The following is a 14,231-nucleotide window of genomic DNA, read 5'->3' as shown; positions in this document are numbered from 1 at the left end:
GCCCCGAACGCTATAGTTCGCCGTCGTGAGCAGCAAGGAGTTCGACGCGTTCGGGCCGTGGATCGTTCCGGTGCGGACGGTTGACGAGGTGCCGCGGCTGTTCCGGGCGGCGGAGCTGGAGCCGGCGGCGTTCCGGCTGGTACTGAAGGTGCCGCGGAACATCGAGCGGCGCGACGCGAACCCGGCGATGGACCTCTACGACGTGCTGATCGCCGTCGGGGACGAGCTGCTCACCGTGCTGACCCGCACCGCGTCGGGGTACGCGACGGTCCGGCTGCCGTTCGACCGGATCGTCGCGATCGAGGACAGCGTGCGGATGCTGGACGGGCGGTACACCCTGCACACGCTGGACGGGCCGCCGATCGCGATCCGGTACAACGGGTCGTCGCGGCCCCTGGTGCTGGAGCTGACCCGGCTGCTGCGCGAGTCGTACCTGCCGTTCGGCGTGGTGCCCGGCCCGGACGTGGCGCGGCCGGAGCCGTACCTCGGGCCGTCCGACATCGCGCTGGTCAAGGCGTACCGGGAGGTGGTCGCGCAGGAGCCCGGGATGTGGGTGGTGCACGCCGCCGCGCGCCGGGTGGTGTCGCCGGCGGCCGGGCCGTTCAGCCCGATCGTGCAGCGGCTGCGGCCGATGACCATGCACGCGTCGATCGTGGTGGGCGACGACCGGGAGATCCAGGTGCTGCACCGGCGGGACTGGTTCACGCCGGCCGGGGACGACCACTCGCTGGCCCGGACGATCCTGGCGCGCCCGCGGATCACCGCGGCCGCGGTGGAGGACCACCCGCGGTACCGGGGGATCGGCGTGGTGACGATGCGGGTCGGCGCGTCGGTGCTGGCCGTTCCGGTGCCGGACGGGCCGGAGCTGGACGCGTTCCTCGGGGCGATGCGACTGAGCCGGGCGGACTTCCCGACGTACCGAAGCAAAGCTCTGAGCTGAGCGAAGAAGCGGACGCCGAGCCGGGCAGGGTCTCCGCGGGGAAACCCTGCCCGGCCGATCTCACCAGCGGCCGGGAACGGCCGCGAAGAACTTCTCCCCCGGTACGCCGACGCCGGTCTCGGCGTCGTAGCCCGGCGTGCTGTGGATCGTGGTGGACTGCACGTCCACCTGGCGCAGGATGTACGCGCGGCCCTCGGAGGCGTCCACGCCGTTGACGTAGTTGGCGCGGGCCTCGTAGAGCGGGGTGCGCGGCGCCGTGATGTCGTTCAGCGCCGAGGTGCCCAGCTCGCGGTAGTAGAGCGGGTTCACGAAGCCGAGCGGGTGCCGCGCCTTCTGGTCGGCGACCGCCTGCACGCCGGCGAGCAGCGGGGACGCCAGGCTGGTGCCGCCGATCCGGTACTCGTCGTAGTAGACCCCGTCCGGGAACGTCTGGGTCTGGCCGACCCGGAAGCCGGTGTTCGGGTCACCGGGCATCGAGATGTCCGGGGTGGCCCGTGCCGGGGTCGGCGAGAAGTACTTGGAGATCGAACCCGGTACCTTGCCCTTCTGGTAGAACGGCTGCGGGAACAGGATGCTGGTGCCGCCACCGCCGCCGGAGGTGTAGGCGGACGGGGCCCACGCGCCGTTGGTCAGGGTCTGGTACGCGTTCTGCCAGCCGTGCTCCCAGACGCGCTCGCCCCGCTTGTCGATGCCGACGCTGGTGCCGCCGACCGCGGTCACGTACGGCAGGTCGGACGGGAAGCTGACCGACTTCGACGGCAGGTCGGTGCCGCCCGAGGTCTGGTCGCCGGCGTCGCCGCTGGAGAAGTCGACGGTGATCCCGGTCAGCGCCGCCTTCAGCGAGAACAGCTGGTAGAACTTGACCGTCTCGGCGCCGAGCAGCGCGACGTCGTCGGTGCCGGAGCCCCACGAGTTGGTGACGATGTCGGCGACGTGGTCGTCGATGGTCTGTGCCCAGGCCTCGTCGATGCCGGCGAAGCAGTCGCTCGCGCCGACGTAGACGATCTTCGCGCCCGGGGCCATCGTGTGCACGGCCTCGATGTCCAGGGTCTCCTCGCCGTACCAGCCGGCGGCGTCGCACTCCTCGACGTTGTTGTAGCCGTCGGGCGCGGGGGTGATCTGGGAGAACTGGCCGGGCTTGAGGGCCGGCAGGCCGTACTTGCGGCTGTAGGTCGCCAGGTCCTTGGCGATCGTGGGGGAGGCGTACGCGTCGGTGACCGCGACCGTGACGCCCCGGCCGTCGAGCCCCTGCTTGAGCTGGTCGGTGACACCGTACGCGCTCTGGTACTGCTTCGGGGTGTAGCCGCAGACGACGTACGGCTTCTTCTTGCCGTCCGGCGCGGCCGGGAGGGTGGTCGCGGTCTTCTCGCCGTAGTACGACGAGCAGGGCGTGGCCGCCCGGAACCCGTCGGCCGGCGGCGGCAGCGTCTCGGCCGGCTTCTTCAGCAGCGAGCCCTGGTCGATGCCGACGACCGCGTTGACCAGGCCGGTCACCACGGCCGGCGCGTCCTCGGGCAGGGACAGGTCGGTGCTGTTCGCGTGGACCGTGGTGCCCTGGTAGGTGTAGTCGCGCACGGTGGTGCCGAAGGTCTTGTCGATCTGGGCCACGGTGCCGGACGCCTCGACGTACAGGCCGCCGGCGAGCGTGTCCCGGACCCGCAGGCCCTGGCCGGCGAGCCAGGACGTCACCGACTTCACGTCGGCGGCCGACGGGGCGTACGCCGCGGTGAACTGGGCGTCGGTCAGGTACTTGCCGTAGCTCGCGCCGTCCGGGTCGGACAGGGCGGCGAGCTGCGCCTCCGCGGCGGCCTGGTCGCGCACGGTGAGCAGCAGGCCGAAATTGACGGTGCTGGCGGCGGCCGGCGTGCCGGCGTCCTTCGCCCGGCCGATCCACCGGGGCTTGCTGCCGTTGAGGGTGTGCCGGCCCGGCCGCGAGGCCTGCGCGGGGGTCGCGCCGGCGACCGAGACGACGGCCGCGCCCAGCGCGACGACGGCGGTGACCCGGTACCTCAGTCTGGATGGGATCAACATGCAGGTGTCTCCCTACGTAACTTCGTTATGTGAAGCCGTAGGTGACACGCAACTCCCGTCCATCGACGGAGTCAAGATTTCCGGTCGTTAAAAAGCTGTCACGAGGCGGCCTCCAGGCGGGGCCGCCGGCCCAGCGGCTGCTGCCGCCAGAGCGCGTAGCGGTGCGCGTAGGCCAGCGCCCGGAGCGCCCGCTCGGCCTCCGGATAGACCGGCGCGCCCCGCTCGCCGAACGTCTGGATCCCGTCGTTCCCGCCGGTCAGCACGGCCGCGATGGTCACGTCGGGATGGTTGTCGACGACCGAGCCGAGGGCCGTCATGATCCCGATCGGGCAGTTCGCCCGGGTCCCGACGATCATCAGCAGCAGGATGTCGACCTCACCGCTGTTCGCGACGCACTCGGCGGCCGACGCGATCGCCGCCGGGCTCGCGTCGATGCCGAGGTCGATCGGGTTGTCCCGGCCGCGCGGCACCTGGCGGCGGGTCGGCGTGGTCAGCGGCAGCAGGGTGAACCCGGACGCCTCGGCCCGATCGGCGGCGAGCGCGGTCAGGCCGCCGCCGTTGCCGACGATCGCCATCCGCGCGCCGGCCGGCGGGGGCTGGCCGATCAGCACCCGGGCGGTGTCCAGCATCTCGCCGATGCCGGTGGTGCAGATGACGCCGGCCTGTTCGAGCAGGGCGCCGGCCCGGGTGACCGCGAGGACCGGCTTGCGCCGGCCGAGGGCGTGGACCATCCGGGCGAACTCGCCCGGGTCCCGGATCGACTCCAGGCAGAGCGCGACCGCGTGCGTGCCCGGGTCGTCGAACCAGTACGCGACCAGGTCGTTCTCGTCGATGTCGAGCACCTCGCCGAGCGACACGAAGCCGGACAGCCCGCAGCCGCTGCGGGCCGCGTCGGCGAGCAGGGCGATGCCGACCGCGCCGGACTGCGACGCGACCGCGAGCCCGCCGGCCGGCGGCCGCTCCGGGGACAGGCAGGCGTTGAGCCGGGCCCGCTCGGCGGTGCTGAGCACGCCGATGCTGCTCGGCCCGAGCACCCGGATGCCCTGCTCGCGGGCGATCTGCAGGACCTCGGCGCGGCGCTGCCGGTTCACCGGGCCGGACGGCCCGAAGCCCTTGCTCAGCACCACCGCGCAGCGCACCCCGAACTGGCCGGCCTCCTTGAGCGCGGCCGGGACGAGATCGGCCCGGACGGCGACGACCGCCAGGTCCGGGATCTCGGGCAGGTCGGAGACGCCGCGGTGCGCCGGGATGCCGCAGACCGGGCGGCCGGCCGGGTTGACCGCGTACAGCCGGCCGGCGAAGCCGTAGTCGCGCAGCGCGCGCAACGTCTCGTGGCCGGCGCCGCCGTGCCGCGACCCGGCCCCGATCACCACGACCGAGCGGGGTTCGAGCAGCGGCCGCAGCTCCACGCCGCGGTCCGGGATCTCGCCGACGAACTCGGTGATGCCGACCGGGCGGGCCCGGGCGGACAGGTGATCGAGCAGCAGCGTGCTGATGCCGCGCCCGCGGTGGTGCGGGGCGACGTGGCAGACCACCTCCGCGGTCGGGCTGCCCTCGCCGAGCCGGGCGCAGGCCGCCGCCCCGATCAGGGCGGGCCCGTCCAGCGCGACCAGGGTCAGGTGCTCGTCGGCGTGCGCGGCGAGCGTGAAACGCAGCGGGCCGGTGCGGTCGCCGGGCCGGGCGAGGCGGATGGTGACGAGCCCGCCGTCGGACGCAAGTTCGTAGGCGGTGACGGTCATCGTGATCACGGCCTTCGGGTCTGGACGCCTGTCCCGTGGCGCCGGGCCGGTGGCCCCGCGACGACCGGGGCCTCCGCTCATCCTGCCCGGATCCTCCCGCGCTGAGAAGTGTTCCCGATCGATGCGACAGGCTTTGGCATGGCTGGTGGATTCAGGCGACCCGGGCCGCGAGCTTGGCCGTGTAGTCCGCGAGCCACTGATCGAAATCGGGCACCGGCATCGGCCGCGCGTAGTGGTAGCCCTGCGCGATGTCGCAGTCCAGCGCCCGCAGCGCGATCACCGCGGCCTCGTCCTCGACGCCCTCGGCGACCACCGACAGGCCCAGGTTGTGCGCGAGCGTGATCGCCGTACGGACCAGCACCTCGTCGCCGTGGCTGGTCGCCATCGCCTGCACGAACGACTTGTCGATCTTCAACTCGTCGACCGGGAGGTGCTGCAGGTACGTCATCGACGAGTGCCCGGTGCCGAAGTCGTCGATGGAGAGGCTGATCCCGCCGTCGTGCAGGGCGCGCAGCACGGTCAGCGCCTTCTCCGGGTCGGCCATCGCCACGCTCTCGGTGATCTCCAGCTTGAGCAGCGAGGCCGGCAGCCCGGTCCGGTAGAGCAGGCCGAAGACCTGGGCGGCGAAGCCCGGGTCGAGCAGGCAGCGGGTGGACAGGTTGACCGCGACCGGGATCGGGGTGCCCCGGTCCGCCCAGGTCTTCGCCTGGGCCACCGCGAGCTCCAGCACGTAACTGGTCAGCGGGTGGATCAGGCTGGTCGACTCGGCCATCGGGATGAACACGTCCGGGAACACCTTGCCGCGGACCGGGTGCTGCCAGCGGATCAGCGCCTCGGCGCCGGTGACCCGGCCGGTCGCCAGCGACACCTTCGGCTGGTAGTGCAGCGACAGCTGGTCGGCGGTGCCGATCGCGCGGCGCAGGTCGCCGAGCAGCTCCAGGCGGCTGGCGGTGTTCCCGTCGTGCTCGGCGTCGTACTGCTGGACGCCGCTGGCCTGCTCCTTCGCCAGGTGCAGCGCGTTGTCGGCGTGCCGCAGCAGGGTCTCCGCGTCGGCGCCGTGCTCCGGGGCGGCGGCCAGGCCGGCGTTCGCCTCCACGTCGACGTGGAAGTCGTCGATCAGGAACGTCCGGTGCAGGACGGCCAGCAGCGCCTCGGCGGTCGCCCGCGCCCCGGCCAGGTCGGCGCCGGGCAGCAGCACGGCGAAGTCGTCCGCGCCGCCGACCCGGGCCACCGTGGCGCCGGCCGGGGCCCCGTCGGACAGCCGCTGGGCGACCTGGTTGAGCAGCTGGTCGCCGTGCTTGTGGCCGAGCACGTCGTTGACGTTCCGGAAGCCGCGCAGGTTGATGATCAGGGTGGCGGCGGGCCGGCCGCCGCGCAGGGCGGCCTGGGTCCGCTCGGTGAACAGCGCCCGGTTCGGCAGGCCGGTGAGCGCGTCGTGGGTCGCGGCCCGGCGCACCGAGCGCATGTGGCTGCGCCAGCTCACGCCGGAGACCAGGATCGTGACCAGGGCGCCGAGCAGCAGCGCGAGCGAGCCGACGCTGAAGCCGCGGGTCCAGCCGGCGCCGTAGACCGGGGCGGAGACCGCGACGTACCAGTCGTTGGCGTTGTTCAGGGTGGCCGGCAGTCGCTGGTACGCCACCCGGCGGTCCTCCAGCGTGGTCATGCCGGCCAGGCCGCCGTGCTTGACCAGCGGGTCGAACGTCTGGTCGCCGGTGCCGGTGGTGCTGGTCGCGGCCCGCGAGTCGACCATCACCCGGCCGGTGCCGGCGTCGATGATCGACGCGGCCCGCCCGCCGGTGGTGGCCGGCATCCGCAGGCTGTCCAGGGCCATCTCGAAGTGCACGATGCCGGTGTGCCCGCTGGCCGAGACGACGATCGAGTTGGAGATGACCGCGTGGTGGGTGTCCGGTGACTCGTAGGCCTGGGCCTGGTAGACCCGCTCCGGCCCGAGGTTCAGCGTCGGGTTGAAGTACTGCGTCTTGTTCTCGTACTGCCGCAGCTCGGCGGCCTTGGACGGCACGCCGTCGACGATCCGGGCGATCTGCCGGCCGTCGCTGTCGACGAAGCAGGCCTCGCCGATCCGGCCGGGGTAGAGCTGCTCCAGGTAGGCGAGCGCGTCGTCGACCCGCTCCAGCAGCGGACCGCCCTTGGCGATCTTCTGCTCGGTGGTGCCGGGCGCCTGGTAGAAGTCGATGAACACCGGGCTGTCGGCGAGCACCTCGGCGATCGCGCGGGACTGCTCGAAGTAGTTCTTGACCGCCGCGACCTGCTGCCCGAGGGTCAGGTCGAGGGCATGGTCCTGGGTGGCGACCTGCTTCTCGCGGGCCGCGAGCGCGCTGGAGAACACGCTGAACACCAGCACCAGCAGGCCGGTGAGGAAGGCAGCGGCGCGGGCGTGACGGATCACCGCCGACCAGCCGATCATGCTCCTCCTCATCCGGGCGTCTTGCTCCTTGTGCTCGACGATCGGCCACTTCGGGGCCCGCTTGAGGTTGAGTGAGCAAATTCGGTCGAAATACAAGATCGCGGTGCACGACCCTACCGCTCGGCGGGGGGTGCGTGAGCGGCTGTTGCGCTGCCGGCGTGATCGATATCGGTGACGGTCCGGCGCCCCGGGCGGAGCCCTTGACAGTTCCCGATGGACGCACGCTAATGGAAACACTGTTTCGGAGAGTGTTACGGATGACCCCATGGAGGTCCCGTGTTCCGGTCGCTGCGCCGTGTTCTCGCTGCTCTCGCCCTATCCGCTGCCACCCTCACGGCCGCTCCCGCCGCCGCCCACGCCGCGGCCACCGAGGTCGACGGATCGATCACCGTCCCCTGCTACACGTTCACCTACACGCCCGACGCCGACTGGTACTTCCCGGCCACCACCAGCCCGAAAGCCCTCGTCTACCTGCAGCACGGCTTCTCCCGATCGAACGCGAACGTCGCCGACCTGGCCCGTAGGTACCAGGCCGCCGGCTTTCTGGTCTTCGCGCCGACCCTGCCGTCCGCGGACATCTACGGCTGCACCGTCAACAACCTCGGCAACAACACCGTGTTCCTGAGCAACGTCGCCGCGTGGATCGGCCAGGCCGCCGATCCCGGTGCGGCGCTCGCCACCAGCTATGCCGCGGCGGCCAGGACCGCCGGAAGAACCGGCAGCACGCTGCCGGCAAACTACATCCTCGCTGGTCATTCCGCCGGCGGGGAGGCGGTCACCTACATCGCCGAGATTTTGCGTACGACGTATCCGGCCGCCTTCGCCCACCTGAGGTACCTGCAGCTGCTGGACCCGGTCAAGTCGATCGCCGGCGACAACATGGCCACCGGCCTGACCGGGCTGGCGGGCACGACCCTGCCGATCCGGGCGATCTCGTCGCCGCCGTACCTGGCCAACAGCAACGCCAGCGGCACCGTCGAGCTGACCGACCGGCTGGACCGGGACTTCCTCGGCGTGCGGCTGACCACCGGCTCGCACTGCGACGCCGAGGGCGCCAGCACGAACTTCCTGTGCACGCTCACCGCGGGCACGTCGAAGGCGGCGAACGTGGCGGCGCTGCAGACCCTCGCGGTGAACTGGGCGATCGACGCGGCCGACGGGACGACGACGGCGTCGTACTACCCGGGCGGCGCCTACTACCAGTCGCTGCTCACCGGCGGGGTGATCCAGACCCTGAGCTGAGGATGTGCACCGTGCGCGGGCCCCTCCCCGATACGGGCCCGCGCACGGGCCGGGCGGGGCTTGGGGGCGTCCGCACCCCGCCCGGCGCGCCCGATGCTCCCGCACCCCGCTCTCGAACCGCTCTCACCCCGCTGTCACCGGCGGCACCGCGAGCAGGGCGCGGGTGCGCCCGATGGTGGCGACCAGGCGGTCCCGCCGGGCGGCGTGATCACATCGGAGGAGCTCGGCGGCCCCCCGGGCCAGGTCGACCGCCCACGGCCGGGACGAGTCCGTCGAGGCAACCTCGGCCAGGAAGCGGTCGGACAACGCCGGATCGCCGCCGAGCGCGGCCGCGGCGCCGGCATGGTAGGCGTGCCACAGCGGATCCTGGCCCACCTTGGCCGAAGCGCCCGCCAGCTCGGCCGCGGTCGCGGCGAGGTCCGGGAACCGCTCCCGCAAATGCCGCACCACGGCTGCCGCGACCCGGGCGGCCGGCGCGACGTCCCGCGCGAAATGGCCGGCCCGGATGAAGCCGACATGCTGGTTCCAGCCGCGCTCGCCATATTCGGGCCGGTACGTGAACGTCTCGTCGTCGCGCCAGTACACCCGAGCGCCCTCGTCGAAAGCCCAGTGGTTCCGCTCGGCCCACAGCCACATCACGCCGACGTTCAGGTAGGTGCCGGGACCGCGGCCGGGCTGGAATTCGACGACGATCAGGGACCAGCCGCGGTCGTCGAACCAGAGCCGGGACCGGCCCTTCTGCCTCAGCCCGAGCGGCGCGAGCGTGGCTCGGGCCGCCTCGTTGATCAGTTTCTGGACGACAGCGCGGTCGGACATCCTGCGATCATGACGCCCCGGTGACGACGGCGGGTCGGCCATCGATGATCGTGTACCACATACTGGTGCGCATGACGTGGCTGATGTGGCTGCTGGTGCTGGCCGTGCTGATCGGACTGGCCACGCTGTGGTCGCCGATCATGGTGAAGGCCGACCGGCTGCCGCCGCTGCGCAGCTACTGGTGGCTGATCCTGATGGCGGTCATCTGGACCGGTGACGCGCTGGCCGGGGAGAACCGGCCGGGGCTCGAGCGCACCACCAAGGGCATCCTCGCCGCCGCGATCTGGCTCAACTTCGCGATCGTCGCCTGGCGGCGCCGCGGCCGCTCTAGGGAGGTCGAGCCGGCCGACTAGGGAGGCGTGCCGCCGCGGGCTAGGAAGACCTTCCTAACGTACGGGCGGGCGCGCGCCCGAAGCTCTCCAGGAAAGCCGGAAACGGCGGGGGGAGCGAGTGATGTCCGCGATGATGCTGAGCGTGGCGCGCACCGACGCGCTGTTCGTCAGTGATCTGCCGACCGGATCCCGGCCGGCCCGGGACGAGGTCGACGCCATTGTCCGCGCGATGGTCCGCGACTACCACGGATCACGGGGCTGCGCGGCCGAGGTGGCGGCCTGCTACGGCGAGGTGCCGGAGTTCGCCGTACGGCGAATGGCCTGGGCCCGCCGGGTGATCGCGACCGCGTTCGGCGGCCCGCGATGACCGCCCTCGCCGGCCCCCGTCCGGTGGCCGCCCTTGCCGAGCGTCCGACCGTGGAGATCCTGGAGCATCTTTCCACGGTGGCCCGCGGCGCGACCGGACACGCCGCGGCGGCGGCCGCCCTGGAGCTGGCCGCCGAGGTGGCCCAGGACGGCCGCCGCCGGCTGCTGACCCTGGCGGCCGCCGACGCGCAACTGGCCGGCGAGCCCGGCCGGGCCGCCGACCTGCTGCGCCGCGCCGCCGCGACCGGGGAGCCGCTGCGGGCGCCGCTGGTCGGCGACGCGGTGGCGGACGCGCGGCGGGAGATGGCGCGGGGCCGCTACCGGGCGGCGGAACGGGGCCTAGCGGCGATCGCCGGCCGGTTCTGGGCGACCGGGGCGATCCGGCGGCTGCCGAGCGTGCTGTCGATGCGGAGCTGGGCGCTGGCCCGGGCCGGGGACCTGGCCGGGGCGGCCGCGGACGCGGAGCAGGCCCTCACGCTGGCGCCGCTGTACGGGGACGAGCAGGCGGTGGCGCGGGCGCGGCACACCCGGACGCTGCTGAACGTGTTGAGCGGACATGCCGGGGCTGACGTCGTACCCTCGCCGTCGGACCCGGTGGGCATCGGCCTCGCGCTGCTCGCCGGCCTGGCCCACCGCCGCCCGGATGCCTCGGAAGAGGCCGCGCCGGCGGCCGAATTCCTTCCTGACCTGCTGGAGTGCCGCCTGATCCGGAACCGCGCGCTGAGCCCGCGCGACCTGAGCACCCTGCACGGGATGACCCGCTCCAGCACCGCGCCGATCGCTGCGAACGCCTGGCGGGTCCTCGGCCTGACCAGCCCGAACGGCGCCGGCGACTGCTTCGCCCGGGCGACCCGGCTGCACGACGCGATGGACCTGCCGTTCGACAACGCGCGGGTGCACCTTTCGCACGGCGAACGGCTGCGCCGCGACGGCGACCGGCGGGCCGCCCGCAATCAGCTGCGGCTCGCCCGCGACACGTTCCAGGACCTCGACGCGACGCCGTGGCTGCAGCGCGCCGAGCGGGAGCTGAACGGGACCGCGGAGACTCTCAGCCGGCCCGGGCTGACCCCCGCGGAGCTCGAGGTCGCCCGGATCGTGGCCACCGGGGTGTCCACCCGGGAGACCGCCGAGCAGCTGTTCCTCAGCCCGAAGACGGTCGAGTTCCACCTGTCCAAGGTGTATCGCAAGCTCGGGGTGGCCAACCGGGCGCAGTTGGCCCACGTCTTCCCGGTCCTGTCTTACGCGTGAATCGTTCCGATCTCGCGCTCGGACCGGTCCTATCCCGCGGGTCGAAACCGGGATAGAAAGGAGGCATGCCGGCGTGGAAGGGCTTCGTGGGGCGTGCGGCCGAACTCGCGGCCCTCGCCGGGGCACTCGGCGACGCGATCCGGGGTGACCCCCGGACCGTCCTGATCGCCGGCGAGGCCGGGGTCGGCAAGACCAGCCTGATCGAGGAGTTCGAGGACCGCTGCGACGGGCAGGACCTGCTGCTCGCCCGGGGCGCGTGCGTGTCGGTCGGGGCCGGCGAGCTGCCGTACAGTCCGTGGCTCGCCGCGATGCACGCGGTCGAGGCGGCGGTCGGCGCGGACGCGCTGGTCGACGGCGCCCGCGGGGACCAGGCCGCGCTCTCCGCGCTGATCCCGGCGCTGTCCGACGCCGGCCGGCCCTCCGAGGGCGGGCAACTGGCCCGCGCGCACCTGTTCTCGCTCTTCCTCGAACTGCTCGGGCGGCTCGCCGCGAAACGGCCGCTCGTCCTGCTCCTCGAGGACCTGCACTGGGCCGACGCGTCGTCGCTCGACCTGCTGCTGTTCCTGAGCCGTAACCTCCGGCGGGTGCCGGTGCTGCTGGCCGGGACCTTCCGCACCGACGAGCTCAACGAGGACTCCCGGCACCGGGTGGTCTTCGGGGAGCTGATCCGCGGCCGGTCCTCCACCTACCTGGAGCTCGGCCGCTTCGGCCGGGACGACCTCGGCGAACTGCTCGGCGGCGACCTCGCTCCGGAGGTGGTGGCCAAGGTCCACGAACGCTCCGGCGGCAACGCGTTCCTCGCCCAGGAGATCCTCGCCGCCGAACGCCGCAACCCCGGCGGCCCGGTCCCCGACCACCTGCGCGACCTGCTGATGATGCGGGTCGACGGGCTCTCCGACGAGGGCCAGCAGGTGGTCGGCGTGGTCGCCGCCGCCGGCCGGCCGGTCTCCGGCGCGCTCCTGGAAGCCGCGAGCGGCCTGGCCGGCCCGGCCCTGCGCTCCGGCGTGCGCGACGCGGTGACCCGGCAGGTGCTCGTGCGTACCACGGAGGAGAGCTACCAGCTGCGGCACTCGCTCACCGCCGAGACGTTCTACCAGGACCTGCTGCCCGGTGAACGGGCCGGCCTGCACCGGGCGGTCGCCGCCGCGCTGGCCGGCTCGGCCGGCCCCGACGCGTCGCCGATCGTCCAGGCCGAACTCGCCCACCACTGGTTCCACGGGCAGAAGGACGACGACGCGCTGTTCTGGACCCTGCGGGCGGCCCGGTCGGCGGCGACCGTGCACGCCTACGCCGAGGCGCGCCGGCAGTACGGCCGGGTGCTCGACCTGTGGCGGCGGGTGCCGGACGCGGCCGACCTCTGCGAATGCACCTATCCACGGCTGCTCGACGAGGCGGCCGAGGTGCTCGACTACGCCGGGGACCCGCAGCGGGCCGTGGAGCTGACCAGCGAGGCGATCCAGATGGTCGGGTCCGACCCGCGGGACCAGGCGGCGCTGCACGAGCACCTCGCCCGGCTGCGGTGGCGGGCCAACGACACGCCCGGTGCGGTCGCGGCGGCCCGGCGGGCGATCGCGCTGCTCGACGGGCTGTCCGATCCGGCGCTGCAGGCGCGGGCCGGGGAGGTGTACGCGCGGGTGCTGATGCTCAGCGGGCACTACCGGGCCGCGATCGAGCAGGCGTCGGCCGCGCTGGCGCTCGCCGAGTCGCCGGTGGAGCGGGGATATCTGCTGGTCACGCTCGGGACCGTGCGGTTCATCCTGGGGGAGCGGGAGGCCGGGGTCACGCAACTGCGGGAAGGGCTGGCACTCGCGGAGAGCACGGACAGCAAAGAGAACATTCTGCGGGCGTACACAAATCTGACCTATTGCCTGCAGATGTTGAACGAGCTGGAGGAAGGGCTGGCGCTGGCGCGGCGGGGGTGTGATCTGGCGGCCGGGTTCGGGCTGCGGATGACGACCGGGATGGTGCTGGTCGGGAATGCCGCGGACATTCTGCTCGACCTCGGGCGGTGGGACGAGATCGAGCGGCTGATCGGGGAGGTGCTGCCCGGGGAAGCGGCTGATGATCTTCCGCTGTACATCCAATATGTGCGGGCCGAGGTGTGTGTCGCGCGGGACGAGTTGCCGGCGGCTCGGGGGATTCTGGATCTCGTGATGAGCCGGTCGGTGGGGAAGACCGATCAGGACTTCGTGGGTCATGCCTATTCGGCGCTGGCGGCGTTGGAGATCGCTGAAGGGAATTGGCGCGCGGCCCGGCGCGCGGTGGATGAAGGGCTGGCCAAGCTGGGGGATGGGGAAGGGGCATTTCCGGCGCTTCGGCTGGCGGTTTGCGGGTTGCAGGCGGCGGGGGAGGCGTTTGCCCGGCAGGCGGCTCCTGAGCATTGGCTCGGGTGGGCGGAATCGCTTGCGGAGCGGGTTTCCGAGTCGATGGCGGAGTTGCGTCGGGCTGGGGCGCTTCCGGTTGCTGAGGCGTTGAGTCAGGTTGCCGGGGCTTCGCTGCTCCGGGTTCGGGGGGAGCCTCAGGAGGCGGCCTGGGGTGCGGTGGTGGAGACGTGGCGGGTGATGGGGCATCCGTATCCGGAAGTTCAGGCTCGGGTTCGGCTGGCGGATTGTCTGCTTCGGCGGGGGGCTACTTCGGCTCTTCACAAGGAGCTTGTGGGGGCGGCTCGGGTGGCTGAGGGGTTGGGGGCTCGGGGGGTTACCCGGGAGTTGAGTCGGATGGCTGAGCTGGCGGGGGTGGTGCTGGAGTCGGGGCCGGTTCTGGCGGTGCCGGTTGTTCGGTGGGGGTTGACCCGGCGGGAGGGGCAGGTTTTGGAGTTGATTGCGCTTGGTTATACGAATGGGCGGATTGCTCGTAGTCTGGATATTTCGGAGAAGACTGTCAGTGTGCATGTTTCTAATGTTTTGGCGAAGTTGGGGGTGGGGAATCGGTGGGAGGCGGCGTTGCTTTATCGGGGTGAGTCTTCCTGAGGTGGCCTCTCGATCGGTTTTTCTGATCGACATTGCGGGGGCTTCTGGTGGCGATTAGGGTTGGGCATTGTTGTGGGTCGAGGGTGGCTTGCCAGGCGGCGTGGCGGCCGGTTGTGGCTGGTG

General features: G+C 72.3%; 10 protein-coding genes. 6 read left to right on the top strand and 4 right to left on the bottom strand.

What is annotated here, in order from left to right; translation table 11 throughout:
- Positions 1 to 25: 25 nt before the first annotated feature.
- Positions 26 to 940, top strand: a complete 915-nt coding sequence (locus tag L3i22_RS29385; protein WP_221320767.1) for a hypothetical protein — start codon at positions 26 to 28, stop codon at positions 938 to 940.
- Positions 941 to 1,000: 60 nt separating this feature from the next.
- On the opposite strand, the gene L3i22_RS29380 is transcribed toward L3i22_RS29385, so the two are convergent.
- The 3 genes from L3i22_RS29380 to L3i22_RS29370 all read right to left on the bottom strand — a co-directional run bounded on the left by L3i22_RS29380 (position 1,001) and on the right by L3i22_RS29370 (position 7,135).
- Positions 1,001 to 2,971: a protease pro-enzyme activation domain-containing protein gene (locus L3i22_RS29380; protein WP_221320766.1), complete on the bottom strand. Its 1,971-nt coding sequence runs from the start codon at positions 2,969 to 2,971 to the stop codon at positions 1,001 to 1,003.
- A 98-nt stretch (positions 2,972 to 3,069) separates the two neighbouring features.
- Positions 3,070 to 4,710, bottom strand: a complete 1,641-nt coding sequence (locus L3i22_RS29375; protein ID WP_255658725.1) for a GNAT family N-acetyltransferase — start codon at positions 4,708 to 4,710, stop codon at positions 3,070 to 3,072.
- Positions 4,711 to 4,861: 151 nt separating this feature from the next.
- Positions 4,862 to 7,135 (bottom strand): bifunctional diguanylate cyclase/phosphodiesterase, encoded by a 2,274-nt coding sequence (locus tag L3i22_RS29370; protein ID WP_221320764.1) that lies wholly within the window; start codon positions 7,133 to 7,135, stop codon positions 4,862 to 4,864.
- Positions 7,136 to 7,411: 276 nt separating this feature from the next.
- Between L3i22_RS29370 and L3i22_RS29365 the strand changes: the two genes are divergently transcribed.
- Positions 7,412 to 8,377, top strand: coding sequence for an alpha/beta hydrolase (locus tag L3i22_RS29365; protein WP_221320763.1), 966 nt, complete (start codon positions 7,412 to 7,414; stop codon positions 8,375 to 8,377).
- Between the two features lie 123 nt (positions 8,378 to 8,500).
- Here the strand turns inward: L3i22_RS29365 and L3i22_RS29360 are convergent, their stop codons facing one another.
- A complete protein-coding gene (locus L3i22_RS29360; protein WP_221320762.1) occupies positions 8,501 to 9,193 on the bottom strand; it encodes a hypothetical protein in 693 nt (230 codons plus the stop codon).
- Positions 9,194 to 9,264: 71 nt separating this feature from the next.
- On the opposite strand from L3i22_RS29360, the gene L3i22_RS29355 reads away from it, so the two are divergent.
- The 4 genes from L3i22_RS29355 (at position 9,265) to L3i22_RS54425 (ending at position 14,108) form a co-directional block, all read left to right on the top strand.
- On the top strand, positions 9,265 to 9,546 hold the full coding sequence (locus tag L3i22_RS29355; RefSeq protein ID WP_221320761.1) for a hypothetical protein: 282 nt from the start codon (positions 9,265 to 9,267) through the stop codon (positions 9,544 to 9,546).
- Between the two features lie 100 nt (positions 9,547 to 9,646).
- On the top strand, positions 9,647 to 9,892 hold the full coding sequence (locus tag L3i22_RS29350) for a hypothetical protein (RefSeq protein WP_255657244.1): 246 nt from the start codon (positions 9,647 to 9,649) through the stop codon (positions 9,890 to 9,892).
- A 50-nt stretch (positions 9,893 to 9,942) separates the two neighbouring features.
- Positions 9,943 to 11,139 carry a helix-turn-helix transcriptional regulator gene (locus tag L3i22_RS29345; protein WP_221320760.1) on the top strand — a complete coding sequence of 399 codons (1,197 nt, stop codon included), beginning with the start codon at positions 9,943 to 9,945 and terminating at the stop codon, positions 11,137 to 11,139.
- Between the two features lie 65 nt (positions 11,140 to 11,204).
- Entirely contained in the window at positions 11,205 to 14,108 is a 2,904-nt protein-coding gene (locus L3i22_RS54425) for an AAA family ATPase (RefSeq protein WP_221320759.1), read from the top strand.
- Positions 14,109 to 14,231: the final 123 nt, after the last annotated feature.

Source organism: Actinoplanes sp. L3-i22, assembly GCF_019704555.1.
Lineage (GTDB): Bacteria > Actinomycetota > Actinomycetes > Mycobacteriales > Micromonosporaceae > Actinoplanes.
This window is presented reverse-complemented; position numbering and strand designations above follow the sequence as displayed.

Coding starts and splice junctions, on each gene's coding strand:
- L3i22_RS29350 (WP_255657244.1), top strand. CDS start 9,647: ATGTCCGCGATGATGCTGAGCGTGGCGCGCACCGACGCGCTGTTCGTC.
- L3i22_RS29375 (WP_255658725.1), bottom strand. CDS start 4,710: ATGACCGTCACCGCCTACGAACTTGCGTCCGACGGCGGGCTCGTCACC.
- L3i22_RS29360 (WP_221320762.1), bottom strand. CDS start 9,193: ATGTCCGACCGCGCTGTCGTCCAGAAACTGATCAACGAGGCGGCCCGA.
- L3i22_RS29380 (WP_221320766.1), bottom strand. CDS start 2,971: ATGTTGATCCCATCCAGACTGAGGTACCGGGTCACCGCCGTCGTCGCG.
- L3i22_RS29355 (WP_221320761.1), top strand. CDS start 9,265: ATGACGTGGCTGATGTGGCTGCTGGTGCTGGCCGTGCTGATCGGACTG.
- L3i22_RS54425 (WP_221320759.1), top strand. CDS start 11,205: ATGCCGGCGTGGAAGGGCTTCGTGGGGCGTGCGGCCGAACTCGCGGCC.
- L3i22_RS29370 (WP_221320764.1), bottom strand. CDS start 7,135: ATGATCGGCTGGTCGGCGGTGATCCGTCACGCCCGCGCCGCTGCCTTC.